Annotated in this window: 20 protein-coding genes and 1 pseudogene; 8 read left to right on the forward strand and 13 right to left on the reverse strand. The window is 68.4% G+C overall.

Going from position 1 to position 24482, the window contains the following annotated elements; genetic code table 11:
* Positions 1-26: 26 nt before the first annotated feature.
* Both ABDC25_RS02455 and ABDC25_RS02460 read right to left on the reverse strand, forming a co-directional pair.
* Entirely contained in the window at positions 27-716 is a 690-nt protein-coding gene (locus ABDC25_RS02455) for a zf-HC2 domain-containing protein (protein ID WP_347124675.1), read from the reverse strand.
* Complete coding sequence (locus ABDC25_RS02460; RefSeq protein WP_167253713.1) at positions 713-1219, reverse strand: sigma-70 family RNA polymerase sigma factor; 507 nt, start codon at positions 1217-1219, stop codon at positions 713-715. The genes ABDC25_RS02455 and ABDC25_RS02460 overlap by 4 nt, the downstream gene beginning before the upstream one ends.
* Positions 1220-1289: 70 nt before the next feature.
* Here ABDC25_RS02460 and ABDC25_RS02465 point away from each other — a divergent pair.
* A pseudogene (locus ABDC25_RS02465) lies at positions 1290-1757 on the forward strand (DUF2231 domain-containing protein); the annotation flags it as partial.
* On the opposite strand, the gene ABDC25_RS02470 reads toward ABDC25_RS02465, so the two are convergent.
* From ABDC25_RS02470 to ABDC25_RS02480, 3 genes are all read right to left on the reverse strand, one after another.
* Complete coding sequence (locus ABDC25_RS02470) at positions 1720-3261, reverse strand: PH domain-containing protein (protein WP_347124677.1); 1542 nt, start codon at positions 3259-3261, stop codon at positions 1720-1722. The pseudogene ABDC25_RS02465 and the gene ABDC25_RS02470 sit on opposite strands and share 38 nt — an antisense overlap.
* Positions 3239-3691 (reverse strand): PH domain-containing protein, encoded by a 453-nt coding sequence (locus ABDC25_RS02475; RefSeq protein ID WP_021199182.1) that lies wholly within the window; start codon positions 3689-3691, stop codon positions 3239-3241. The genes ABDC25_RS02470 and ABDC25_RS02475 overlap by 23 nt, the downstream gene beginning before the upstream one ends.
* A 76-nt stretch (positions 3692-3767) precedes the next feature.
* Positions 3768-4799 (reverse strand): substrate-binding domain-containing protein, encoded by a 1032-nt coding sequence (locus ABDC25_RS02480; protein WP_021199181.1) that lies wholly within the window; start codon positions 4797-4799, stop codon positions 3768-3770.
* A 94-nt stretch (positions 4800-4893) separates the two neighbouring features.
* Between ABDC25_RS02480 and ABDC25_RS02485 the strand changes: the two genes are divergently transcribed.
* Together ABDC25_RS02485 and ABDC25_RS02490 are read left to right on the forward strand one after the other, a co-directional pair.
* Complete coding sequence (locus ABDC25_RS02485) at positions 4894-6759, forward strand: beta-galactosidase family protein (protein WP_021199180.1); 1866 nt, start codon at positions 4894-4896, stop codon at positions 6757-6759.
* Between the two features lie 229 nt (positions 6760-6988).
* Complete coding sequence (locus ABDC25_RS02490; RefSeq protein WP_347124680.1) at positions 6989-12172, forward strand: endo-alpha-N-acetylgalactosaminidase family protein; 5184 nt, start codon at positions 6989-6991, stop codon at positions 12170-12172.
* A gap of 390 nt (positions 12173-12562) precedes the next feature.
* Here the strand turns inward: ABDC25_RS02490 and ABDC25_RS02495 are convergent, their stop codons facing one another.
* The 3 genes from ABDC25_RS02495 to ABDC25_RS02505 all read right to left on the reverse strand — a co-directional run bounded on the left by ABDC25_RS02495 (position 12563) and on the right by ABDC25_RS02505 (position 15861).
* On the reverse strand, positions 12563-13483 hold the full coding sequence (locus tag ABDC25_RS02495) for a carbohydrate ABC transporter permease (protein ID WP_029259542.1): 921 nt from the start codon (positions 13481-13483) through the stop codon (positions 12563-12565).
* Positions 13480-14457, reverse strand: coding sequence for a sugar ABC transporter permease (locus ABDC25_RS02500; RefSeq protein WP_029259541.1), 978 nt, complete (start codon positions 14455-14457; stop codon positions 13480-13482). Before ABDC25_RS02500 ends, ABDC25_RS02495 begins: the two co-directional genes overlap by 4 nt.
* 90 nt (positions 14458-14547) lie before the next feature.
* Entirely contained in the window at positions 14548-15861 is a 1314-nt protein-coding gene (locus tag ABDC25_RS02505) for an extracellular solute-binding protein (RefSeq protein WP_292776439.1), read from the reverse strand.
* Between the two features lie 235 nt (positions 15862-16096).
* On the opposite strand from ABDC25_RS02505, the gene ABDC25_RS02510 reads away from it, so the two are divergent.
* A complete protein-coding gene (locus tag ABDC25_RS02510; protein WP_167253723.1) occupies positions 16097-16921 on the forward strand; it encodes a TIM barrel protein in 825 nt (274 codons plus the stop codon).
* Positions 16922-17029: 108 nt separating this feature from the next.
* Here the strand turns inward: ABDC25_RS02510 and ABDC25_RS02515 are convergent, their stop codons facing one another.
* Entirely contained in the window at positions 17030-17857 is an 828-nt protein-coding gene (locus ABDC25_RS02515) for an MOSC N-terminal beta barrel domain-containing protein (protein ID WP_167253725.1), read from the reverse strand.
* A 128-nt stretch (positions 17858-17985) separates the two neighbouring features.
* Entirely contained in the window at positions 17986-18171 is a 186-nt protein-coding gene (locus tag ABDC25_RS02520; protein ID WP_029259537.1) for a DUF3073 domain-containing protein, read from the reverse strand.
* Positions 18172-18320: 149 nt separating this feature from the next.
* Between ABDC25_RS02520 and ABDC25_RS02525 the strand changes: the two genes are divergently transcribed.
* Complete coding sequence (locus ABDC25_RS02525; RefSeq protein ID WP_029259536.1) at positions 18321-18866, forward strand: universal stress protein; 546 nt, start codon at positions 18321-18323, stop codon at positions 18864-18866.
* A gap of 228 nt (positions 18867-19094) precedes the next feature.
* Here ABDC25_RS02525 and ABDC25_RS02530 read toward each other — a convergent pair whose 3' ends face one another.
* Positions 19095-19721: a PadR family transcriptional regulator gene (locus tag ABDC25_RS02530; RefSeq protein WP_167253727.1), complete on the reverse strand. Its 627-nt coding sequence runs from the start codon at positions 19719-19721 to the stop codon at positions 19095-19097.
* The gene (locus ABDC25_RS02535; protein ID WP_029259534.1) at positions 19718-20557 is read right to left on the reverse strand and encodes a DUF4097 family beta strand repeat-containing protein; all 840 of its coding nucleotides are present in this window, start codon (positions 20555-20557) and stop codon (positions 19718-19720) included. Before ABDC25_RS02535 ends, ABDC25_RS02530 begins: the two co-directional genes overlap by 4 nt.
* 177 nt (positions 20558-20734) lie before the next feature.
* Between ABDC25_RS02535 and ABDC25_RS02540 the strand changes: the two genes are divergently transcribed.
* The 3 genes from ABDC25_RS02540 to ABDC25_RS02550 all read left to right on the forward strand — a co-directional run bounded on the left by ABDC25_RS02540 (position 20735) and on the right by ABDC25_RS02550 (position 22891).
* Positions 20735-21532: a MerR family transcriptional regulator gene (locus ABDC25_RS02540; protein WP_167253729.1), complete on the forward strand. Its 798-nt coding sequence runs from the start codon at positions 20735-20737 to the stop codon at positions 21530-21532.
* 139 nt (positions 21533-21671) lie between these two features.
* Complete coding sequence (locus ABDC25_RS02545) at positions 21672-22046, forward strand: hypothetical protein (protein ID WP_021201496.1); 375 nt, start codon at positions 21672-21674, stop codon at positions 22044-22046.
* 5 nt (positions 22047-22051) lie between these two features.
* Positions 22052-22891 (forward strand): nitroreductase family protein, encoded by an 840-nt coding sequence (locus ABDC25_RS02550; RefSeq protein WP_029258386.1) that lies wholly within the window; start codon positions 22052-22054, stop codon positions 22889-22891.
* Here the strand turns inward: ABDC25_RS02550 and ABDC25_RS02555 are convergent.
* A complete protein-coding gene (locus ABDC25_RS02555; protein WP_167253731.1) occupies positions 22860-24386 on the reverse strand; it encodes an FAD-dependent oxidoreductase in 1527 nt (508 codons plus the stop codon). The two genes, ABDC25_RS02550 and ABDC25_RS02555, sit on opposite strands and share 32 nt — an antisense overlap.
* Between the last annotated feature and the right edge of the window lie 96 nt (positions 24387-24482).

Below are 24482 nucleotides of genomic sequence, written 5' to 3' on the forward strand. Positions count from 1 at the left end.
GTACACGAGAGGCGACGGGGAAAGGTTCAGGATCCGTCGAGCGCCGATCGCATCAGCACGGTTCCGGAGTCGACAGCACGGATCTCGACGGCGGCGATGTCGGACGCCGGGAGTTCGGTGCCGGCGCTCAGGCGCGCCGTGGTTCCGGGGTGCGCGCGCCAGGTCGACAGCACGCTCTCGGTGCCGTCGTCGCTCACCACCACCAGCGCGTAGGCCCATCCATCCGCGGGCGCGTCGCCTTCGCTGCCATAGTCGCAGATCATGTCGAGTCGGGTTCCCCAGGCGACATCGGTGAGGCTGACGGATGCGGTCAGCGGCGCGTCTCGAAGCTGATCGAGCGCGATCGTGGTCGACGGTGGACGCAGAGTAGAGATCACGGGCACCGCCACGGTGGCCACCACGATCGCGGCGGCTGCGGCGATGCCGACGATCCGTGCACGGCGACGGCGTCGGGCGCGCTCGGTGGCCAGGGACAGTACGCGCGCGCGGTGCTCCGGGGCCGGAGTCTCGACACCCGCTGCCTGCAGCAGCGATTCCGCCCGCTCGGGGGGTACCCGGGAGAGCAGGCCGGGGATCGGCGTGATCTCGGCGATGGCCGCGCGGCACTCGGCGCACTGCGAGAGGTGCGCCTCGTATTCGGCGCGATCGGCGGCGCTGAGAGCTCCGAGCACGTAGGCGGCATCCCCGTCGGCATAGCGCCCGTGGTCGGCGTTCATCGCGTCACTCCCTTCTCCTGCAGCCCGAGACGCAGCGCGCGCAGGCCGTAGTGCAGCCTCGACTTCACGGTTCCCTCCGGGATCGTCAGCTCGTCGGAGATCTCCGACACGGTGAGCCCTCGGTAGTACGCGCGGATCACGACCTCGCGATGCGCCTCGGAGAGGGCCGAGAGCGCCTCTTCGATGAGGATCGCATCGAAGATGGCGTCTGTCGCGTCTCGCATGGCGGAGTCCGGGGGTTCATCCGTCGTGATCTCCCGGCGGTGGTGGGCGCTGCGCACCTCGTCCACGACCAGGTGTCGGGCGACCGTGTACATCCAGGATCGTGTCGATTCCGGATCCTCGGCGAGGATCCGCGGAGTGCGCCAGGCGCGCAGCAGCGTCTCCTGGACCACGTCGTCGGCACCCGCTCGATCCCCGGTGAGGTGCACGACATAGCGCCAGATCGGTGCCGCATGCGCGTCGTAGAGCGCGCCGAGACGCGCCGCATCATCCTTCGGCATCCGCCACCTCCTTCGGTCCTCTCCGAAGACACGAGACAGCCGGGCGAGAAGTTCATCTGAACCTCGCGCGATGTCATCCCGTGTCCTGAGTATGGACCTCTTCGAGATCGACGGCCTCCCGCTGCATCCGCTCATCGTCCACGCGGTGGTCATCCTCGTGCCGCTCACGGCGCTGGCACTGATCCTCGGCGCCTTCCTGCCCGCCGCGCGCAAGAGGCTCGGCGTCGTCACACCGATCGCCGCGCTGGCCGTGCTGGTGCTCGTGCCCATCACGATGCTCGCGGGTGAGGCGTTGGCGCAGCAGGTGGGACCGGTGCCGGCCGTCGTCCATCATGCGGCTCTCGGCGGGCTCCTGTGGCCATGGGCGCTGGCGATGTTCGTCGTCGCCGCGGTGCAGTGGTGCTGGTACCGCTTCACCGAGGGGCCTCGCAGGACAGCGCGCATGATTCTGGCCGCATTGGCCGTGGTGAGCGGCGCAGGGAGCACGGTCATGGTCGTGCTCATCGGCGAGGCCGGCGCCCGGGCGGTGTGGGGCGGGTGAGAACAGCTTCTGTCGACGTCGGAGGGGCGGCGGTGACGTCGTCTGTCGTGTCTTCGGTCACGTCGGGAATCCGGCTGTATCGATATGTCCCCACGCTCTTCAGCTGGGTCAGCGCCTGGACCAACGCGCGTAGCTCTCTCAGTGGGACAGCCCTCATCGAGATCTCTCGTGTGCCTCTGTCGGCAACGGTGACCTTCATCGTGTTCGCAGGGAGCCATCGGCCCACGGGGCTGACGACGGATTCGTAGTGAAGGATCGAAGAAGCTCGGAAGAGAAGCCGCCTACGGAACAGGATTCCTCGATGGATCTCCACGACCCCGTCGGGTGAGAGGAAGAACCGGGACGGTGCGCGCACGCTCCACAACGCGATGACGATGATCAGAGCTGTGCCTGCTACCACCGACCACGCCGCTCCGATCAACGACTGGACGATGATGATCGCCCCGATCCAGATCGCACCGATGGCGATCACGCCGAAGAGCCTCGACCGCGCGATGAGTGTGCCCTGCCGATGATTCGGGAAGACACTCTGAATCGCTGAAGTCGCTTCTTGGGCCGTGGCATGAGGAGACAAGAAGTTCTGTGGGTCTCCCTCACCCGATCCGCCCGACACGCGCACGATGCTGCGATGAGCCAGACGAAACAGAACGGGCTGCTGCAGATCGAGCAGGGTGATGTCAGCGCAATCGATCGTGCGCGTCCTGGTCGACAGCAGTCCCTGTCGGGTCTCGATCAGTTCCGCCGTCCGCCGGATCCGGAAGTTCGACATCTCCACCATCCTGGAGATGACCCCTGTCGCGATCGCCAGCGCACACGTGCCTGCCAGGGCGACCACCATCATCGCGACCGGCAACCGGATCAGTCGGTCCCAGAGAAAGAGGGAAGTCTGAATGATGTCGCGTTCCAAGAACTGCGAGAGCAATCCGATCGCGGCGATGGCGAGGGGGAAGATGACGTACCACCGCGAATGCGTGAAGGCGTACAGCCAGATCTCGGCGCCCGTGAACTCCTCCGTGTCGTCGAAGAAGTCGACATCGCGGGCGCCCGCCTCGCGGGAGCTTTCGATATGGGTGCGGAGTTCTGCGATCGCCGCAGGGGTGAGTGCTCTGAAATGGATGTCGTTCGCCTGCCCCGTACCGTGGGCGACTCGGAGTTCGGATCGCCCGAACAGGCGCAGAAGCCAGGGGGTTTCGACATAGACGCCCCGCACACTCGACCAGGGCACCTGCAGCGAACTCGAGCTGACATAACCTGACCGGTACGTGAGCTCGGATTCGAGGGGCTGATACGTCGTGCTCCGCCACTCGGCAACCGCGAAGACGAGTCGCACGACGAACCCGACGAGCAGGATCAGATACACCACGAGTGGCACGGGCTTGCCGACCAGTGCGCTGATGAGAAGGGAGACTGCGGTGCCGACGATGCCGCCGAGGAGGGCGCGAACACCGACGATCGCGATCATGACGCGGCTGTTCCTTCTAACCATGAGCATCGGGAGCATGGGCCGATCGGACTTCGCGTTGCAGATCGATGAAGGCGTCGTCGGTGACACCGTCGATGTCGACGTACGACCCGGGAACCCGCAATCGGACCTTCACGAGCCCGACGGACCGCATGATCGGTCCCTGGCGCCGCTCGACGATCAGGATCTGCTGCATCGGCAAGAAGTTCTCTCGCTGGAAGACGACGCCCTCCGAGGTATGGATCCCGTCAGATGAGACGGAGTATCGAAAGCTCCGTACAGCAGCCGGCGTCAGCCAGGTGAGCTCGATGAGCGCGACGACTACGGCGAGTCCGAGGACCGCGAAGACGATGGGGATCCGCATCGCAGGGATGCCGAGCACGAGCCCGACTGCAGCGATGAGGAGTATCGCCCAGGGTATTGCGCTCCGCAGAACGGCGACGACCACGGCCTTCGGTGCCAGTTGCATCAATTCGCTTTCGGTCTCGCGATGAGTTCTGTCTCGCGATGAGGCGGGTGGGAGGAGGTCGCGGATGCGCCAGGTACTACGCGGAGCGCGGCGGCGCGGTGGACGAGCGCACGATGAGCTGAGGGTCGGTGGAGGGCATCTCGCCGACCGCATCGTGTCCCTCGATCTGAGCGATCACCCGGAGCGCGGCCGCGCGGCCCATCGCCTCGAAGGGTTGGCGGACCGTGGTGAGCGCGGGGGAGGCGTAGGCGGCGAGGGCGATGTCGTCGACGCTCACCACCGAGACGTCGTCGGGAACGCTGCGACCGGCCTCGTGCAGCGCGCGGATCAGTCCGAACGCCATCTCGTCGCTGCTGACGAACACGGCCGTGGCCTCGGGGATGGCCGCGATCGTGCGACCGGCGCGGTAGCCCGACTCGGGCGTCCAGTCGGCGGGGATCAGCGGCGGGGGAACGATTCCGCGGTCGCGGAGCGTCTGTTCCCACGCCTCGCTGCGCTGCTGCGTCTCGGTCCAGTAGTCGTCGCCGGAGACGTGCCAGACGGTCTTGTGCCCGAGATCGAGCAGGTGCTCGACGGCGAGACGCGCGATCGCGCGCTGGTCGACGGCGAGAGGGGCGTCTTCGTCGAGAGAGGTGCGCTCGCTGCGGGTTGCGGGGGTGCGTTCGGTGCGCGCCCGCATGGCCGGACTCTCGAGCTCGACCGGCACCCCGAGGATGATGCCTTCCGCGCCCTGACGCTCCAGCCGGTCGAAGGCCTCCAGGAACGCCTCGGCCGACGCATGGTCGGCGACGGCCGCCGTCGAGACGGTGTATCCGTTCGCCGCAGCCGCCTGCTGGATGCCGACACCGAGGGCCGCTGACGAGTATCGGTCGGTCGAGACGACGATCACACCGAGCACACGGGTGCGGCCGGAGGCGAGGGATGCGGCGGCGGCGTGCACGCGATAGCCGAGCTCTTCGACCGCTGCGAGCACGCGCCTGGCGGTGTCGGGGCGCACGTTGTCCTGCCCGGACATGACGCGCGAGACGGTCTGCGTGGAGACTCCGGCGAGCTGGGCGACATCGACCTGGCTGGGGGCGCGGTCGTCTCTCGGGCGACGAGGTGACATGTGCTCAATGGTAGCGATCAATCGGCGTGAATCCAGGAGGCGGCGAGTCGTGTGATGCGATAATGTGAACGCAAACACTCGTGCTTGGAGCGCTATGCCTGACCTTCTCGCCTCGGCTCTCGACGACTCTTCCGTCGCCGTCGACGCCCCGGCCGCCGCGTCGCCGATCGGCGCGCCCACCTTGACCTGGCGTGACGGGGAGATTCTCCGCGACGGCGTCGCCCACCGCATCCTGGCGGGCTCGATCCACTACTTCCGCGTCCATCCCGACCAGTGGGAGGACCGCCTCCGTCGGCTCGCCGCGATGGGCGCGAACACGGTCGACACGTATGTCGCCTGGAACTTCCATGAGCGCGTCGAGGGCGATGCGCACTTCGACGGGTGGCGCGACATCGAGCGCTTCATCCGCCTCGCCGGAGACGTCGGACTCGATGTCTTCCTCCGGCCCAGTCCCTACATCTGCGCCGAGTGGTCCAACGGCGGCATCCCGTTCTGGCTGTCGGGGCGGGTCACGGCACTGCGCACCAGCGACGCCGACTTCCTCGCGGCGGTCGACGCGTGGTACGACGCGCTGATCCCCCGCCTCGCCCCTCTGCAGGCGGCGCACGGCGGACCGATCGTCGCGATCCAGATCGAGAACGAGTACGGCTCGTTCGGCAGCGATTCCGCCTACCTCGCACACCTGCGCGATGGGCTCCGTCGCCGCGGGATGGTCGAGATGCTCACGACCGCCGACGGCATCACCGGCGACATGATCGAGCACGGCAGTGTTCCGGGTGCGATGGCGACCTTCACCTTCGGTACCGGCGTCGCGCGGGCGGTCGAGCTGCGTCGCGAGGGCGATGCGCTCATGTGCAGCGAGCTGTGGGGCGGCTGGTTCGACCACTGGGGCGAACGGCACCACGTGCGCTCCGCCGCGAGCACCGGCGGCACGATCGCGGAGTTGCTGGCTGCGGGCGGATCCGTGAGCCTCTACATGGCGCACGGCGGCACGAACTTCGGCCTCTGGAACGGGGCGAACCATGACCAGGTGCTGCAGCCGACGGTCACCAGTTACGACTCGGATGCACCGATCGGCGAAGACGGCACGCTGAACGAGAAGTTCCATGCGCTGCGGTCGATGTTCGCGCCGTTCCATGCGGGTGAGCTCCCTCCGATCCCCGCCGATCCGCAGCGGCAGAGCGCCGCGACCGCACCGCTCGAACCACGGGCTTCGCTGGGGGAGCTGATCGCGACTCTCCCCGTGACCGGCGACGTCTCGCCGCGACCGCGCACGTTCGAAGAGCTCGGTGCTGAAGACGGTCTGGTCGCGTATCAGGCGGACGTGTCATTTCCCGCCGAGGCCGTGCTCACGATCGACGGACTGCATGACCGTGCCGTGGTGTCCCTCGACGGGCTGCGGCTCGGCGTGCTCGAGCGCGATGGCGATACCTCGCTCTCCCTGCCCGTAGGCGGCGGCGCCGGGCGGCTCACGATCGTGGTCGAGAGTCTCGGGCGCATCAATTACGGTCCGTACACGGGTGAGGGCAAGGGCATCATGCGCGGCGTGATGATCGGCCGCCGGCTCGTCAACGGGTGGACGCATCGCCTCATCCCGCAGGATGCTCCTGCCGTGACCGCGCATTCGGCGACTACCCACTTGGCGACTCCCCGCTCGGCGGCTTCCGGCTTGCCGGCGAACGCCTCCGACGGCCTCGCCGTCGCCTCGTTCGACGTCGCCGAGCCGCTCGATGCCTGGCTGGCGTTCCCCGCGGGATCGAAGGGGATGGTCTGGCTGAACGGGTTCCTCCTGGGGCGGTACTGGAAAGTCGGGCCGCAGGAGACGCTCTACGCGCCGGCACCGCTCTGGAAGGTCGGCCGCAACGAGATCGTGGTGCTCGATACCGATGGCCTTGGAGCGAAGGTCGAGATCCGTGAGGAGCCCTCCTTCGGAGAGACCGAGGAGTTCATCGGCTCCTGAGCCGGAACGTCAGAAGAGCCGCCTCGCACCGTGTGCGCGGGGCGGCTCTTCTCGTCTGTGGCGGATGACTTTTGGCCAATGTTTGCGCTCGCTTACAACGGAGCCTTGATATACCGGACTCCGTCTGCATATTGTGATAGCGCAAACATCGAGGTGTGTCATCGATGATCATCTGCGACGCATCGGGGCGTCTGTGCTCCCGGACGTCGCTCCGACCGAGAGGCAAGACGTGTCGAAACCTTCCCGACCGCCCCGCGCGGCCGTCGCCCTCAGCTCCCTGCTGGCGACGGCGCTCGCGTTCGGCGGCGTGCTCATCCAGGCGCCGGCTGCGCAGGCTGCCGATCTGATCCCCGTCCCCAAGACCGACTACCGCCTGCACGGGGTGTCGAGCGAATCGGACCCCTACCCGGCTCCGCCATCGGTCGACGGCACGGCGCTCGCCGCCTTCGATGGTGATTTCGGTACGCAGTGGGTCTCGCGCTACACGGAGAAGGCGCCGTTCCCGCACTGGCTGTCCATCGACCTCCAGCGCTCCGTCTCCGTCAAGGCGCTCGACTACTCGGGCAAGCTCGGACAGCGGATCGACGCGAAGAATGTCGAGGTCTACGTGACCGACGACGCCCAGGCTGCCACCCTCTCGCCGGCGGACGGCGGGTGGGGGGCCGCGGTCGCGACGGCGACCCTGCACGCGCCGACGTCGAACAATGAGAAGCAGCGCATCTCGCTCGACACCGCGGTCGAGGGTCGGTACGTCGCGCTGCTGATCATCGATGCGCAGGACATGACCGGCAATGGTGCCGGTGGGGGTGAGATCGAGATCCTGTCGGACCAGGAGCTGCCTCCCATCGTCACCGAGCCGGAGGTCCCCGACACCGACGAGAAGGTCGAGATCGCCGACGGCGGCACGACTGCGGTCGTCTCGACCGAGTTCCCCCGCATCGCCGAGTACCGGGTGGGGGACGACAGCATCACCGGGCAGCGCACCTCCGCGAAGACCTGGTCCGTGAACGGGACGAGCTACCCGTCGGAGACCACCTCGACCTCCTCCGCGACCGGAGTCGACTACGTGTCGAAGCTCACCGGCATCGACGTCACGGTGCGCAGCAGCATCCGCGTCGCGAAGAACGGCACCGTCGGGTTCGAGGTCACCGCCGTCGAAGGCTCGGCGACCGTGACCACGCTCGGGGTCCCGGACAACGCGTTCCTCTCCGCGAGCGCTGCGGACGGCGGGGCGACGCTGGATCGCACCGTGATCAGTCCTGACAGCACCAAGAACGCCGACGAGCACATCGCGGTGAACGCATCCACGGCGACCGGCCAGAAAGGGGCGGCATTCGCGTTCCTCGGCAACGGAGCGCTGGTCGGCAGCGTGATCACCAATGCGACGACCCAGGCCTCCGGGGGGACCGCCTCCTGGAACACCCGCCTGACCACGCGCGTGACCGAGGCATCGGGGCGCACGGCCGAGATCGGATCCAGCGCCTGGCTGGTTCACCCCACCACCGCCGTCGACAGCCGCGTCACCACCTACGCCCTGCCCCAGGTCACCGTCCTCCTCGCCGCCGACCGCAACGGCGACGCGACCGTCGACTGGCAGGACGCGGCGATCCGCTATCGCGAGGTCGACACCCCGCGTCTCGGTGCCGACCGGGTCGCGGAGCGTGTCGTCAGCCGCATCCCCTTCAATTTCGCGTCCAGTGCGACGAACTACTTCGACCTCGTGCTCGACAACACCAAGCGCATCGCGAACCAGACCGACGGCCTCGGCCAGTGGGTGCTCAACAAGGGCTATGGCAGCGAGGGCCACGACTCGGCGAACACCGACTACGGCGGAAACTACAATGAGCGTGCCGGTGGTCTCGACGACCTGAACACCCTCGTCGACGAGGGCGCGAAGCTCAACGCCGACATGAGCGTGCACGTCAACGCCACGGAGATCTACCCCCAGGCCAACGCCTTCGACCCGGCGATCCTCGACGGCGACGCCCCGTACAAGAAGGGGTGGGCATGGCTCGACCAGTCGTACTACATCAACCAGCAGGCAGACCTCGGCACCGGTCGTGTGCTCGATCGTTTCCAGCAGCTGCGTGACGAGGTACCGGGGCTCAGCGGCGTCTACATCGACGTCTACTATTCCAACGGCTGGGTCGCCGAAGAGCTCGCGGACGAGCTGAACGGCATGGACCTCGAAGTCGCGACCGAATGGGGCGACAAGTTCGTCGACAACACGGTCTGGTCGCACTGGCCGAACGACCTCGCCTACGGCGGCAAGGACAACAAGGGCATCAACTCCACCATGGTGCGCTTCATCCAGAACGGACAGGCCGACATCTGGAACGACGACGCCCTGTTGGGCCAGCAGCGGCTGATCGACGCCGAGGGATGGCAGGGCAACCGCAACTGGGACGGCTTCATGGGCAACATCTGGACGCAGAGCCTGCCGACGAAGTTCCTGCAGCACTTCGATCTGCTCACGTACGAGGCGGGTGCGGAGGCGACGCTGACGGATGACGTCGCCGTGCGCATGGACGGAAGCACCAGGGTCGTCACGATGGACGGGGCGACGGTGCTGCGAGGCGACTCGTACCTGCTGCCGTGGCAGTCGCTGGAGTCGAACGAGGAGGCCGGGTCGCCCGTCGACGCCGACAAGATGTACTTCTACTCCGCATCCGGCGGCGAGAAGACGTTCGGTCTCACCGACGCCTTCCGCGGCAACACGGCCTTCGACGTCTTCGAGCTCGGCGACCAGGGACGCGTCAAGGTCGGCACGGTCAACGCGACGGGCGGTGAGCTCACGCTCACGGGAGACAAGGGCACGGCCTATGTCGTGGTGCCGCAGGGCGGGGCGCAGCGCGCAGCCGTCGACTACCACGACGCCGGTCTCGACGACCCGGGTTTCAACTCCGGTTCGCTCGACGTCTGGAACCCGCGAGGCGAGGTGACGATCGAGCGCACAGATCAGGGAACGGCGAAGACCGAGTCCCGCGGCGACAACATCGCTGTGCTCGGCGCTGCCGCATCGTCCATCACCCAGACCGTCACCGGCCTGAAGCCGGGAGAGCGGTACTCGTTCTCGGCCCAGGTGCAGATCGAGCCGACGGCGACGAGAGACGTCACGGTGGCGGTCGACACGGGGAACGGGGTCGTTCCGGCCACCTGGAACCTCTCCCCGACGGAGAACCGCATGGTGTCGGACTCGAAGGCCGGGTTGGGGTACCAGCGAGGATCGGTCTCCTTCCTGGCACCGGCGTCCGGTCAGGTGGATGTCTCCGTGTCCGCCGTGGCGGGTGAGCCGAAGGTGCGGGTCGACAACGCGCGCATCATGCGCGATACGACTTCGCCTCGTGCCGAGGGCACCGTCTACTCGAACGACTTCGAGGGCAACCAGGCCGGCTGGGGGCCGTTCGTCTTCGCAGGCGACCCCGGCGGCATCCGCACGAGCATCTCGCGCCGCAACGAGCCCTACACGACGAGCGAATGGCGGAACACCGCCATCCCGTTCGACTCGGGGGCACTGGCCGGGCTCGCGGTCGACTCCACCCTGTCGGGGGATCACTCGCTGATGTCGAACTCGGAGTACAGCGGTCTGATCTATCGCACCGACCCGACGCTCGTGCCGTTGCAGGCAGGGCACTCCTACCGGATCGGCTTCGACTACCAGGCCGGGGCGAGCGGCGCATATCGCTGGCTCACCGGGACCGACTCCGTGGCGGGTGGCAAGGTCACGTCGACCACGCTCAGCCGCACGGGGATCACCCAGGCGCTGGAGACGGCACAGTTCTCGCAGGACGTCGTCGTCGGATGCGGCGACTACACCTGGGTGGGACTCGAGCGGGTGGGAGGGCCGGAAGTGGACTTCGTGCTCGACGACTTCACCGTCACCGACCTCGGTCCCACCACCGGCGGCACCCCGTGCGCGACCGTGTCCGGCGAAGCGGGCGTCCTGAGCCCCGGTGCGCAGACCGCGTTCACGACCACCTTCACGAACAGCGAGTCCATCGCCGTCGAGAACATCGGCGTGCAGCTCGAGCTGCCGGAGGGGTACGCGGTTGAGGTCGCCGACGGCTCATCGAACCTGTTCGAGACGGTCGCTCCCGGGGACAGTGTGGACACCACGTGGCTGATCACCGCGCCGGCAGCCGCAGCCGGTACGGGCATCGGAATCGGGATCGCGGCGACGTACCTCGCGGATTGCGACGTGCGCACCGTCCGCACGACGCAGGAGGTGTCGGTGTCCTCGCGGGCACGCATCCCCAACTCGCAGATCACGGTGTCGGCGAGCTCCGAGGAGACAGCCGGTGAAGACGGCGCCGCCGCCAACATGATCGACGGCAACGCCGGCACCTTCTGGCACAGCCGGTGGAGCGTCGACGCGACCTCGTATCCGCACGTGATGACCTTCGATCTCGGTGCCGCCGAGAAGATCGACGGCATCTCGTACCTGCGTCGCAACGCGAACCAGAACGGGCCGATCAAGGGCTATGAGGTCGCGGTCTCCGCGGACGGGCAGGCGTACACGCCGGTCACGTCGGGGGAGTGGCAGAACCTCGCCGACTGGCAGGACGTGGACTTCGCCGAGACCACAGCCCGCTACATCCGGGTCACCGCGACCTCATCGATCTCGGGGACGCAGTTCGCCTCGGTGGCCGAGATGGCCGTCTACGGCTCCTCGGCTCCGCAGGCGGGCCATGCGCCCGCGACGCGTCCGGCCGACGACCTGAGCGCGTGCAACCCGGCTATCGATCCGAAGATCGGTCTCGACACCGACTCGGTGCGCGCCGGGGAGACGGTGGGTGTCGCGCTCACGGGCTTCGGTCCGCGCTCGACGGTGTCGGTGTGGCTCGACGGCGCGAAGCTGACGGATGCGACGGTCGATGAGAAGGGCGCGCTGTCGACGAGACTGCTGATCCCCACCGACGCCTCGCTCGGGAAGCACCGGGTGATCGTCCAGGACGCGTCCGGTGCGGAACTCGCCAGCGCTCCGTTGAAGGTCAAGAAGGCGAAGCCGGGGAAGAAGGCGACCGTCACGGCCTCCATCGGCTCGGTGGTGGCGGGAGGGAGTCTGACCGTGCAGCTGAGCGGGTTCGAGCCGGACGCGGTGGTGCAGCTGTGGCTGCATTCCGAGCCGGTGCGGATCGGCGAGGTGACGGTGTCCGCCGACGGCGACGCCGTGGCCACGGTCTCGATTCCCGCAGCGACGCCGGCTGGAGCCCACGCTCTCGTCGCGACCGACGCCCAGGGCGTGGAGCTGGCGCGCGGGGACCTCACGGTCACGGCCGGTGCTGCCGCTAGCGCCGGTGGCCTCGCGACGACCGGTGCAGACGGAGCCATCTGGGCAGGGGCGGCGGTCGCCGGTCTGGCCGCGATCACGCTCGGCCTCGTCCTCTGGCTGCGGAGACGCCGACTGAGCTGACGCACCGCCCGAACGGCCCGGAGTGCTCCTCCGGGCCGTTCGCCGTCTCTACCGCGCCCCACCCCGCGTCCGCCCGCCCCGCGCCCCGCCCCGCGTCCGCCCGCCCCGCGTCCGCCCGCCCCGCGCCCACCCGCCCTCGCCCCGCCGAGTGCACGGCTCGTTGTCGAGTGCACGACTTGTACGCGTGGAGATTCCGTGCGCTCGCCAGATTCCCGTGCGCTCGCTGAGCCTCCGACCCGGCTTGCCCTCCGACGCCGCACACCCCGCAGCCCCCGCACACCCCGCAACCCCCGCACACCCCGCAGCCACGCAGCACCGCACATCCACCGCGCGCAGACGTCCGCCCTCGGCCGATGGGCCGAGGGCGGACGTGAGGGATGAGACGGGGGATCAGCCCTTGACCGCGCCGGCGGCGAGACCGGAACGCCAGTACTTCTGCAGGGCGAAGAACAGCAGCACGAGCGGGATGACGCCGAGCAGGGCGCCGAGCATGACCGCACCCTTGTCCGGGGCGAAGTAGCTCACCATGCCGTAGAGACCGAGGGTCACGGGCTTCAGATCCTGACTCGAGATCATCATGAGGGGAAGCAGGAAGTTGTTCCACGTCGCGACGAAGATGAACAGGAAGATCGTCACCATCGCCGGACCCAGCAGGCGCATCACGATCGTGAAGAAGATGCGGGCCTCGCCGGCGCCGTCGATGCGAGCTGCTTCGAGCAGTTCGGTCGGCACCGACGACTGGGCGTAGACCATGCCGAGGAAGACACCGAACGGAGACACCGCCGAGGGGATGATGATCGCCCAGACGGTGTTGGTCAGTCCGAGCGCCTGGAACTCGATGTACAGCGGCACCGTCAGCAGCGCCACCGGGAGCAGGAGCCCGGCCATGATCACGCCCACGGCGATGCGCTTGCCGGGGAACGCGAACTTCGCGATCGCGTAACCGGCCATCACGGCGAACAGGGTGCCGATGACGCCCGCACTCACCGAGTAGAGCATCGAGTTGCCGACCCAGCGCCAGAACAGACCCTGGGTCCAGTTCATCAGGCTGTCGTAGTTGGTGCCGAGGTTCCAGTCGGCGAACCAGAAGCCGAAGGTCGAGGTGAGGTCGGTGTTGTTCTTCGTGGAGGCGACGATGAGCCAGTACACCGGCACCAGGAAGTACAGCGTCGCGATCACGAGCGCGATGATGCCGAACGCGCGCGCGACCGGGGTCGGGGCGATCGAGGGCGGCGGAGCATCCACGTCGCGCGGGCGACGGGGGCGTCGGCGCGTGGATGGCTCAGTGGTGATGAGGCGCGTGGTGGTCATGCGTCGCCCTTCCGGCGCTGCAGCAGCGCGTACACGATCGCGAGCACGCCCGCGATCAGAGCCATGAGCAGGGAGTATGCGGATGCCGGGCCGCTGCCGGACGGTGAGATCTCGCCCATCATCGTGTTGTAGGTGAGCATCATCGGGGTGAAGTCCTTGCCCATCCACGAGTTCGCGGCCTGCAGCACCACCGGCTCGTTGAACAGTTGGATGGTGCCGATGATCGACAGGAGCACGGCGAGCAATGCGGCCCCGCGCACCAGCGGTACCTTGATGCGCATCGAGATCTGGAATCCGGATGCACCGTCGAGGCGTGCCGCCTCATAGAGGTCGCGCGGAACAGCCTGCAGCGCCGACAGGAAGATCAGCATGTTGTAGCCCGTGTAGGTCCACGTCGTCATGTTCGCCATCGAGAACAGGATCGTGCCCGGTGCCATGAAGTCGGTGCCTTCGGGGAGGAAGGGCAGGAAGGGCGACACCTCGGGCGTGTAGAGGTAGAGCCACATCATCGCCGCGATGATGCCGGGAACCGCGTACGGGAGGAAGAACGAGAGCCGGAAGAGCGTGGGACGGCGCACGATGAACGAGTCCAGCAGCAGGGCGAGGCCGAGCGCGACGAAGATCATCACGGGGATCTGCAGTGCGGCGTAGAGGACGACGCGACCCATGCCCGTCCAGAACGCGCCGTTGGTCGCGGCGGTGACGAAGTTCTCGAGACCGACGAACGTGTCGACGAGTTCGCCGCCGCCGTAGAGTCCGTCTCCTGACGGCACCTGCGCGAAGAACGACGAGCGGATCGACACGATGATCGGCACCAGGAAGACCAGCACGAACAGCACCGCGAACGGCGCCATGAACAGCCATCCGGTGAGACCTTCGCGTCGGGTCCCGAACCGGCGCCGGCGGGTGGGATCCGCGGGGATGCGCGATGTCGGCGCCGGTGCCGCACCTCGCGTTTCGGTCACTGTGACCATGGTGTCGCCTCTCGAGGTCAAGACGACGGCGGAGTGCACGATTGCGCGTGCACTCCGCCGTCGATCATCCGATGATGCCTTCTCGTCGACTCACTCTGCGACCGGGAGGCCGAGGTCCTTCAGGGAGGAGACGGCGGTGTCCTGCGCGGTGGTGAAGATGTCGGCCACCGATGCCGTGCCGGCGACGGCCGCAGCGGCGGTCTCGTTCATCTTCGACAGCGTCGAGAAGCCCGGTGCGTAGGGGAAGTCGGGGTTCAGATTCTCGGTGGCCGTGCTCAATTCGGCGAGCACATTCTGACCGCCGAACTGGCGGAGCATCTTCTCGGGGGTCTCCACGTCGCCCTTGGCGGCGACGACGAGGCCCTGCGATGCGAGGTCGTCGACCTGCGTGTTGAACCAGTCGTTGAACTCCATCGCTTCGGCGGGGTACTCGCAGCCCTTCATCACCGAGACGCCGGAACCGCCGTCGGGGCCGCTCATGGCACCCGCGCCGAAGTCGGGAAGCTGGGCGACGCGCCACTGCCCCTCGGCCGGTGTGCCGTCGAGCGAATCGAGGAGGAACCCGGCCTCCCACGCGGCTCCGACGTGGCCGATGAGGCTGCCTTCGTTGAGCGCGGCGGTGAAGCCCTCACCCCAGCGCTCGGTCGCCAACGTCTGCTTGCCGTCGAGCAGGCCCTGCCAGAACGCGGCGACGCGCTCGGAGCCTGCGCCCTCGGCGTCGACCTTCCACTCGTCGCCGGCGGTGCTGAACCAGGTGTCGCCGGCCGCGGCCGACTGGGCGGAGAGCCAGTTCTGAGCCTCATCCGGTGTGAACGCGGTGACGTACTTGCCGGCGGCGGCCGCTGCGGCGGAGTCGGCCGTGAGGTCGTCGAGCGTCTTCGGGGCGTCGAGGCCCAGCGCCGTGAACTCGGCCTCGTTGTAGAAGTAGACGAGGGGCCCGGTGTCCTGCGGGAGGCCCACGATGGCGTCGCCGACCTTCATGCCGCTGAACGCACCGGCCGAGAAGTCGTCCTCGTACTTCTTCGCCTCGTCCGCGACGTCCTGCAGCAGTCCCTTGACGAACAGCTGAGGGACCTCCGAGTAGCCCGTCTGCGCGAGGCAGGGTCCGTTGCCGGCCTTCACGTCGGTCTCGAGCTTGAGGATCATGTCGCTCGACTTGCCGTCGAACTTCGTCGCCTTCACCTGGATGTCGGGGTGTTCGGCGTTCCAGCGGTCGACGATCTCGGAGGCGGGGGTCATGCCCTCGCCGTCGGGCAGGCGGTGCAGGTACTCGATCGTGATGGGCTCGCCGCTGGCGCCACTGTCACCGGAGTCGCCGGATGAGCAGGCTGCGAGGCCGAAGGCCGACACCGCGCCGACCGCGACGATCGCGGCGGTGCGGGTGAAGCGAGGGGTGATTGCCATGCTGTTCTCCTCTTTGAGGTCATGTTCCTGCGGATCGCCCTGGGCGGGGGTGACGCCGAGGCGCCGTCGATCACAAGCACATCCAACCACAGAATGTTTGCGCTCACAACCGACAAACGAAGTCGGTGACGCTTATACTCGGCCTCATCGAGGGAGCGCTGACATGCTCTGACACGCACACGCCGACCGTCGGTTTCGCGGCGATGCCCCGATCCACCGGAGAGGACATCTGCCGATGACACGAAGCCCGCTCGTCCTGATGAACGATTGGGTCTCCGCGATGCCTCCGCGAGCGTTGGTCGAGACCGCGCTCCGCGAAGGCTACGACGGGGTGGAGCTCTGGCTTCCCTCGGAGTCGAGCGCCCGGCGCGAGCTCGTCGCGGCGATAGACGAGACCGGTGCGCCGGTCTCGTTGCTCGTCGGAAGCGTCGAATCCGATCCTGAGGCGCACCGCCGCGCGCTCGCGCTCCAACTGGATGCCATCGGTGCCGAGGGCATCGCCCCGCTGCACATCACCCTGCACGCCGGTCGGGACCACTGGAGGGAGCGGGACCTGGACGCGCTCGCCGGCTGGATCGTCGCCGAGCGCGAGCGGACCGGCATGGACATCCTGGTCGAGACGCATCGTGCGCGGATGCTCCCCTCCGCGCACTCCTCGGCGCGATTGCTCGAGAGGCATCCGGGCCTTCGGCTGACGCTCGACGTCTCCCACTGGATGGTCTCCGCCGAGTCGCTGTTGCAGGATCAGCCCGAGGCCATGGCGCTGGCTATCGACCGCGCCGACCATATCCACGCGCGATTCGGACACGCGCAATCCCCCCAGATCGATGACCCGCGATCTCCGCGGTGGGCGTCCGCTGTCGAGGCGCAGTGGGGATGGTGGGACCTCGTCGTCGACCGTCTGCGCTCCGAGGGCCGTCGCCCGACTTTCCTGGCGGAATTCGGACCGTCGGACTACGCGACGCCGGACCCGCGGACGGGTCTGCCGCTCGGTGATCCCGCCGCACTCAATCGCTGGATCACCGGGCAGATTCGTGCCCGCTACGCCTCCGGCGAGTGATCGCGAACCCTGGGCCCGTCTGGACCAGTCTCTGAAGCGGCGCATGTTTGCGCTCACAAGCCCCATGTGAGGACATCCACGGTCGATCCGGTGCGCGCGGGGAGACGATCATGCACGGTGGGTGTGGATCTCATCACCGACGCGGATCATGCCACCACCCTGGGGTCGGCCGTCGTCCGACGGCGCCCAGCCGGGCAGGAGCAGGCGTCCGAGGGTCGGCTCCTGCTGGGCGAAGGCGCTCGTGAGGGTGGTGAGCACCTTGGCATCCCGCACGCCCGTGTCCGGGTTCGCGTGGGTCGCGAGGCAGCGCACGATGGGGCCGGCGGCCTGGAAGGCGACGTCGCCGACGCGCACCTGGCCGGTCCACTCGAGCTCGCTCCAGGAAGAGGCGTCGTCGATCACCACGTTGGAGCGGAAGCGTCGGTCGTCGACGTTCGTCCCGAGGGCTTCCCCCAATGCGCGAACGCTGGCTCGGCCGTGAATCGAGACGTAGCCCCGCGGGCGGTCCTGGAAGCGCGATGTCTCCCCGTCACCGACGAGCACGAGCGGGAGGCGGCCGGGGCGTCGCAGCCGACGGCCCTCCGAGGTCGCGAGGACGAAGTCGGTGACGGCATCGGTCAGCTCGCGCCGTCCGCCGTCGTCGAGGGTCGCCTCGACGAGCACCGAGCCGGCGTGTTCGATGCGGATGCGTCGGGTCTCGTCGTCATAGCTCGTGCGCAGGGCGGCGAGCGCGGGAAAGTCCTGGAGGGCGAGCCCCTTGGCCTTGGGCCAGTAGTCGAAGCCGTCGCGGTCCTCCGGCTCGGCGGCATCCGCGAACCGGAAGGCGAGCACGCGATCGCCGGTGATCCGGCCGTCGGGCTGCACGGTCAGGGAGTCCCGACGCTCGGGGGTGAGTCCCTTGATCGGGTGACGGTAGAGGGCGACGACGTGTGCCATGAGGAGATCCTCTCAGCTGGCGACGTCGGGGCATGACAGACGGTGCTCTGTCGCTGAGCACATCAGCTCAGCGCCAGAGCACGACGAAACACCCGCACGTGGTGCGGGTGCGACGAACAGAGGGGCGGTCAGGCCTTCTCTAGTTCGTCCTCGTCTTCGTCGGCATAGTCATCGGCCCACTTGTCGACATACGCGTCTTCGTCGGTCGGATGACCCAACTCGCGCTCGAGAGCGGAGTAGTTCACCGACGGACTGTACGCCTTGAGTTCGCGGGCGATCTTGGTGTGTTTCGCCTTCTGACGGCCACGGCCCATGCGCGAGACCCCCTCACGAGTTAAGCTGCGGGCTGTTCAGGCCCGATGCATTTCACGACACCGGCTGAAGGCCGGTAAGAGTAGCATTCAGAATAGCACGCGGGTACGACCCTCTGGCTGATGCCAGGCCGGTGAAGGGAACGATCATCATGACCGACAACACCTCCACTCCGTCCGACGAGGCCGCACAGAATGCGGCTCTGCAGAAAGCCGTCATCGTCGGCATGCAGCTGGACCAGGACCGACACGTGATCGATGAGGCCGTCCGCTACGCGCGACTTCTTAGCGCACCGCTCGTGGTCGCCCACGTCGACGTCACGCGCTTCGTGACGTACGAGGACCCGGACGGCTACGTCCACTCAGCTCCGATCGACATCAACTTCGACGCCGGAGCCGCGGAGTTCGAGGCGGTCGAGGCCGCTGCGGCCACGCTGCTGGCGGGCACCGACGTCACCTGGACGGCGCGGCAACTGGTCGGCGATCCGGCTCTGGCGATCAAGCAGCTCGCCAACAAGCTCGACGCGCAGCTGATCGTCGTCGGTACACGCAAGCGTGGCATCGGCGAGTCGATCAGGGAGTTCTTCACCGGATCGGTGGCCGCGCGCCTCGCGCACCGGCAGCATCGTTCGATCCTCGTCGTGCCGCTCGGAGAGTCGGTGCCGGACGAGCAGAAGGAGATCTGGCCCGAGAAGTAGTGGCCGTTCCCCGGACGCAGAAGAGGCCCCGTCGGCGATTGCCGGTGGGGCCTCTTCTCGTACGGCGTCACCCCATGTGGATGACGATGCCGTGACGTCGCGCGGAGGGTGACGTCTGCACGGGTGCGGTGGGGAGCTGCGGTGGTCGCGCGTGCCCCGGCAGACGAGGTTCCACCCGCGCGCGGGCGTCGTCCTGCCGCGGACGTGCCGCACCCGGCTCGGAACCGATCACGGGCGTGGCGTGCTCAGGGCGACCGTGACACCGCGTGCGGCGGTGTCGAGCGCCGCTTCGAGCTCGGTGACGACCGAGGGGGAGAGGGTGCCGCCCTTCGCGATGTGGGTGCGCAGATCGGTGCGCACCCGTGCGCGGAAGGCGTTGATCACGGCATCGGCGCGGTGCATCTCCTCGCGGCTGACGAGCCGGGAGTCGTCGGTCGCCGTGCGGGGACGGTTCTTCGCCGCCGTGCGCTCGCCCTTCTCGGCCGCTGCCAGATCGGCGCGAAGGCTCTTCATCGCGTCCTGGACGCTCTGCCGCACTTCGCTCGCGATCAGCCGCACCGAGTCGGTGAGGCCGGCTTCGATGCCGGCGAGGTCGCCCTCGCGCGACGCGAGCTCCGCCCGCCCGGCCTCGGTGATGGCGTAGATGGTGGTGCGGCCGTCGACGGTCTTGGTGACCAGCCCCTCTTCCTCGAGCTTCGCGAGCCGGGGATAGATGGTCCCGGCGCTCGGCGTGTAGGTGCCGCCGGTGCGATCGGTGAGCGACTGGATGATGCCGTAGCCGTGCTGCGGCGCCTCGGCGAGCAGCGACAGCAGGTACAGGCGCAGGTCGCCGTGGGAGAAGACCGCGGGGCTCATGCTTCCCACTCCGGGTCGTCGGCGATCGATGCCGGGGTGCGGCGGAGGACCGTCACGCCCCCCGAGACGGAGTTCGCGCGCAGGTCGACGAAGCGTCCGGCGAGCTCCCCGGTCGTGCCCGTGTAGTTGCTGGGGCCCGAGGTGCTGCGCTCGACCCCGTCGATCAGCAGGCGTCCGCTCAGTGACCGGATGACGTAGTTCGCGGCGAGCGACTCGTCGAGGCGCACGGTGGTGCCGCCAGAGACCGAGTTGACGTTGATCGTGTTCACGTCGCCCGCGGCGTCGACCAGCGTGGAGCCCGAGACGATGTCGACGGTCGCCCGGCGCACGGCACCGGTGACGGCCACATCGCCCGAGACGCTGTTCGCGCTGATCGAGCCGGTGAGGCCGCGCACCTGCACGTCGCCCGACACGGAGTTGACCGTGAGGTCGCCGATCAGGGTGTCGACGATGATGTCGCCCGACACGGTGTTGAGGCGGGCGTCGTTGCGGAGTCCGGAGACCAGAGCCCCGGCGCTGACGACACCGAGGTTCAGGGCGATCGCGCGGGGGACCGCGACGCTCACCTCGGCGCGGGGGCCGCCGGAGCCGAAGTTGCGGAACACCTCGAGGAAGTTGTCCCAGCCCAACTGCGGGTGGTCGATCTCGACCTCGCCGTCGTGGGATTCGATGCGCAGGTCCTTGGTGGTGACGCCGTGCACCTCGATGCGGATGCCCGGTTCGTCATGGGCGATGATGTCGACCTGTCCGCCGACGAGGCCCACCTTGAGGCGGGTGACGGATTCGATGTCGATGACGCGTTCCTCGCCGGGGGCGATGAGCCACTTCTCGGTCATGTCTGCTTCTCCTGGGTTGAGGGTCACGATATATCGTGTGTTGCCACGATAACACGATATATCTCGATCCTGTCAAGAAGGGAGCGCGAATATTCGCTGAAAGATGTTGACCTTGACGCAACGTCAACTTCTAGAGTTCAAGACATCACCGCACGACCACGAACGAGAGGAGGCGGAATGGAGACGGATGACTGGTCGATCCAGGAGATCGCCCGCCTCGCCGGAACCACGAGCCGCACACTGCGGCACTACGACGACATCGGCCTGCTGCCGCCCTCGCGCATCGCGCACAACGGCTACCGGCACTACGACGGCCCGGCGCTGGTGCGTCTGCAGCGCATCCTGCTGCTGCGGGAATTGGGGCTCGGTCTCCCGCAGATCGCGGACGTGCTGGGATCCGCATCGGACAGCGATGCCGCAGCGAGCGAGGCATCGGCCCTGGAAACCCATCTCGCGCTGCTGCGCGACGAGCAGACCCGGCTGGCGCGTCAGATCGCGTCGGTCGAATCCACCATCACGGCATTGAGAGGAGGTGAGAACCTCATGGCAGAGAACATGTTCGACGGCTTCGACCACACGCAGCACAAGGAGGAAGTCGAGGAACGCTGGGGGAAGAAGGCCTACGCCGACAGCGACAGCTGGTGGCGCGGGATGACGGACGCCGCGCGCGCCGACTGGCAGCAGCGCGTGTCCGACCTCGGGCGCGACTGGATCGCCGCCGCGGAGAGCGGCATCGATCCGGCTTCACCCGCGGCCCAGGAGGTCGCGCGTCGCCACGTCGAGTGGCTCACGGGCATCCCGGGCACACCCGCCGCCGTCCCCGGCGGAGACGTCAAGGCATACGTGATCGGGCTCGGCGAGATGTACGTCGCGGATCCGCGCTTCGGCGCGAACTACGCGACATCGTCCGGCGGCACGCACGGTGCGGAGTTCGTCCGCGACGCGCTCCGCGTCTACGCGGAGGGCAACCTCTAGGCCACGTACCGAGCCGACCCTCTCCTGAGCGATGTCCGCGCAGGAGGGGGTCGTTCGCGTCCGGCACACGGCCTAGCCGACCGGCGCACTCGCGTGCAAGGGGGAGCCTGAGGCCCAGGCGCGGGCGTAGGGTCATGCCATGGTCCACCGCCGTGAGCGCGCGAACAACGCGCCGCTGTTCGCCGCTGCGGCCACGGCCTACGCCGTGAACTGCGCACTCGGCGCATCCGTCGCCGCGCGCCTGGTCGACACCAGCCGCTTCCGCTGGCTGCACCACGCGCTCTACATCGCGACATGTGCGACCTCGGCTGTCGCCGTCGTGGCGGGCTGGTCGCGGGGGCCGCGCACGGGTGGCCGTCGCGCTGCGGTCGGGCTGCTCCCCGCCGCCGTGCCGCTCGCGGCCATCCCGTACCTCGGCACGCACAGCCGGCGGCATCCGCTGGTCGCGCTCGCCGCCGCCCCCTTCATCGTCGCAGGGCTGGTGCTCTCGCGATCCGCCGCCGACCGGAAGTGAAACGCATGGAACTGCTCGATGCCATCCGCCGCCGCAAGACCACCAACGGCGCATTCCTGCCCGACCCTGTCTCCGAGGACCATCAGCGCATCCTCCTCGAAGCCGCGGGCCGCGCTCCGTCGCAGCTGAACAGCCAGCCCTGGCGATTCGTGGTGATCGAGAGCCGCGAAACGATCGAGCAGATCGCCCGCATCTCGGGCGAGAGCATGACCGAGGCGATGTCGAACGGCACGTTCTTCGAGCGGTACAAACCGTACTTCCGCTTCAGTCAGGCCGAGATGGAGGAGAAGCGCAGCGGGATGCTGTTCGACAAGCTGCCCGCCGCGCTCCGCCCGTTCACGAGCCAGGTGTTCACCAAGCGCGGGCAGACGCTCATGAACACCTTCGGAGTGCCGAAGACCCTCGGTGCCGAGAACCGGAAGCTCGTGGCGGGGTCGCCGCTGCTGCTGGGCGTGATGCTCGACCGCAGCGAGTACCGGCCGGGGCAGCTCTCGTCGTTCTATTCGGTGTTCAGCATGGGGGCGGCGATGGAGAACGTCTGGCTCACCACGGTCGAACTCGGCATGGGCATCCAGTTCATCTCGTTCCCGATGGAGGTGCCGGGCCGCTGGGACGAGATCGTGCAGCTGTTGCGGGTGCCGGACGATCTCGAACTCATGGCCGTCTACCGGCTGGGCTACCTGCCGCCGGAACAGCGTCGCCCCGCGATCGACTGGTCGAGCAGCCAGCGCAAGCTCGTGTCGCAGTACGTGTTCCGCGAGAACGGGGAGACGCCGCAGCAGGGGTGGGACGGCGCGCCTCCCGCCGGCGACATCACTCCGGGTCCGCCGGCGTCAGGGGAGTGAGGTCTCGCAGCGCCGGACCCTCGAGGCGGGTGCCGTCCGGCGCGAAGCGCGAGGCGTGCAGCGGGCAGTCCCACGAACACTCGGCGTCGTTCCAGGCGAGCACGCCGCCCAGGTGCGTGCACACCGCGCTCACGGCGCGCGTCACACCGTCGACGGTGGAGACCGCGACCGGGCGCCCTGCGCGATTCGCCACCGCGCCCTGGCCCTCGGCCGGTTGCGGAACCGGCGTGCGGCGGGTCTCCGCCTCCACCCAGCCGGAGGCGAGCGCCGTCGCGACCTTGCCGCCCTCGACCGCACCGCGAACGAGGTCGGCGGGCACGGTCAGACGCGTGCCGATCGTGGTGATCCAGGTCGGGCGGTCGCGTCGGGGCGTGCCCAGGATCTCGGAGGTGAGGCGCTGCGCGGCGGCGGGGGCGTTCGACAAGCCCCACTTCCCGTAGCCCGTCGCGAAGCGGATGCGGCCGAGGCCGCGCGGCATCGCCCCCACGAACGGGATCAGGTCGTGCGACTCGTAGTCCTGCGCCGACCAGCGGTGCGTCTCCTCCGCGCCGGGGAAGTGCAGCTGCGTCCAGGCGACGAGGTCCTCCACCGCGGCTCTCTCGCCGCCGGATCGGCCGACCGGGTGCCCGTTGCCGCCCACGATCAGTCGGGCGCCGCCACCGGGGCCGTCCGCGACGGTCACCGGGCGGATGGAGCGCGTCGGTCCGTCGACCGAGAGGAACGTCCCCTCCGGAACGCCGTCCGGCACGCGGAAGGACACGCAGTACGACCGGAGCCCCCGCGTCTTGGCGAAGTACAGACCTCGGTCGGTGATCGGGGTGCCCGTCGCGAGCACGATGTGGTCGGCGAAGAGCGGCCCGTGCGCGGTGTCGACGCGACCGGCCAACGCGTGGGTTCCCGTCGCGCGAACGCCGGTGTGGAGCGTGCCGCCGCCGGTGAGAAGCTCCTCGGTGAGGGCGAGGGAAACGGCCACGGGGTCGATCGCGACCTGCTCGTCGAGCGCCACGGCGGCGGCCACCGGGAACGGGGTCGCGGGGAGTGAGGTGGGCGACGCCAATCGCGTCGGCAATCCGGCTTCCCGAGCCGCGGAGTGCTGCTCGTCGACCGTGTCGATGCCGGAAGGGCCCTGCGCGTACGAGTGGTCGGTGTGTCGTGTGAAGGGGACTCCTGCGAGCTCGGCGAATGCGAGCAGCCATTCCATGCCCGAGCGGTTGGCGTCGACGTAGGCGCGCACGAGCGCAGCCGGATGATGGCGCCGGATCGTCGCGAGCTGGCCACCCTGCAGCAGGGAGAGCTTGCCCGTGTTGGCCCCCGTCGCGAGCTCGGCGACCTCGCCCGCCTCGATCACGGCCACGTCGAGCCCGGCTCTGGTGAGCATCACCGCCGTGGAGAGACCGGTGATCCCGGCGCCGACGATGACGACGTCGTGGTGCGCGCCGGGTTCGAAGGGGGATCCGACGGGCAGGGTGCGGTCGAGCTTCCACAGGGGATTCATGTCGTCAGTCAACGCCCTTCGCGTCCTGGTATCCACCGCCTTGACATCCGCAGGGGCCGCTGCCATCCGGCGAACGCCGCGCTGCTCGGCGACTAC

Source organism: Microbacterium sp. SY138, assembly GCF_039729145.1.
Lineage (GTDB): Bacteria > Actinomycetota > Actinomycetes > Actinomycetales > Microbacteriaceae > Microbacterium > Microbacterium maritypicum_A.